Origin of the sequence: Polynucleobacter finlandensis (assembly GCF_018881755.1) — a bacterium.
Lineage (GTDB): Bacteria > Pseudomonadota > Gammaproteobacteria > Burkholderiales > Burkholderiaceae > Polynucleobacter > Polynucleobacter finlandensis.
The window spans coordinates 1-1,031 of record NZ_JACVPS010000038.1 but is presented as its reverse complement, the minus strand read 5'-3'; the positions used below and the strand labels follow the sequence as shown (position 1 = coordinate 1,031).

1 protein-coding gene is annotated in these 1,031 nt (G+C 41.3%); it reads left to right on the top strand.

Features of this window, described 5'->3' with window-relative positions; all coding sequences use genetic code 11:
- Positions 1-988 (top strand): HD-GYP domain-containing protein (locus tag ICN49_RS11600; protein ID WP_216168233.1); only part of this gene is annotated, 988 nt, incomplete at its 5' end.
- Positions 989-1,031 lie beyond the last annotated feature (43 nt).

Here is a 1,031-nt window from a genome sequence, read left to right as displayed (position 1 = left end):
GGCCAGCCTAGTAGCAGTAGCAAACAATAATTCGACTACCCAATTTATCCAGAGAGTTGAAACTCCAACAGTTTCATCACTAGCTAAGAGCAATGCAGGCAATGTAATAGTAGCTGAATCGACTACAAGCAATCCTATCGTCATGCCGGTCATTCAATCTGCTCAGGCTTCAGAAGTGATTAGTCAGCCACAAGCAATGAATATTACAAAAGATCCTTTTGTAATTGAGGCAATGAATAATCTAATTGAGACCTCTAAGTCGGTTAGAAAAGTTTTTTATGATACTGCTCAGCTTGATGGGAATTCATACGATAAATATGATGGGGTTAATACTGCGAGCGATTTCACCCCCCCTAGCCTAGTAGAAGTTCAATATCCAACTATCTCCACCCTTTCATCGCACGCAAATCCAGCAACACAGAAGATGATTCAAGAAGCCTTTTACTCATCTGCTGGTCATATGACGAGAGTTGCTGATTTATCCTTGTCAATAGCTAAAAATTTGAACTTGCCTACTAATGTTATTGATGAAATCTTCATTGCAGGAAAATTACATGATATTGGGCTGCCTAATGCACTCTCAAATCTTTCTTCCTCACAGTTCGCCTATCAATTAATGAATGAAGCACAGTTTGGGTATCAAATGCTTAAAGAAGCAAATTTCTCAGAGTCTATTGCTAAGATGGTGCAACAACACCACGAAAGATTAGACGGTAGTGGATTTATGAATATCTCAGGGGATAGTATTAGCCTTGGGGGTCGGATTCTTGCCGTAGCCGATACTATGGAATCGCTTTCGGGGCACGTAGGTGAACACCTTGAGGCACGCAAACCTATCGGCATGAATCATGCGTTACAAGCAATCCATAATGGGTCTGGCCGGCATTTTGATCCACGTATTGTGCAGTCATGCATGAGTGTTTTTAGTAATGGATACGTCTTCCCCACTACGCAACAATCATCAAGCCGGCAAGTAAATATAGCCTAACGAATAATCCATGTAATAGGCTGGCTCAAATGGCTCTTAATGG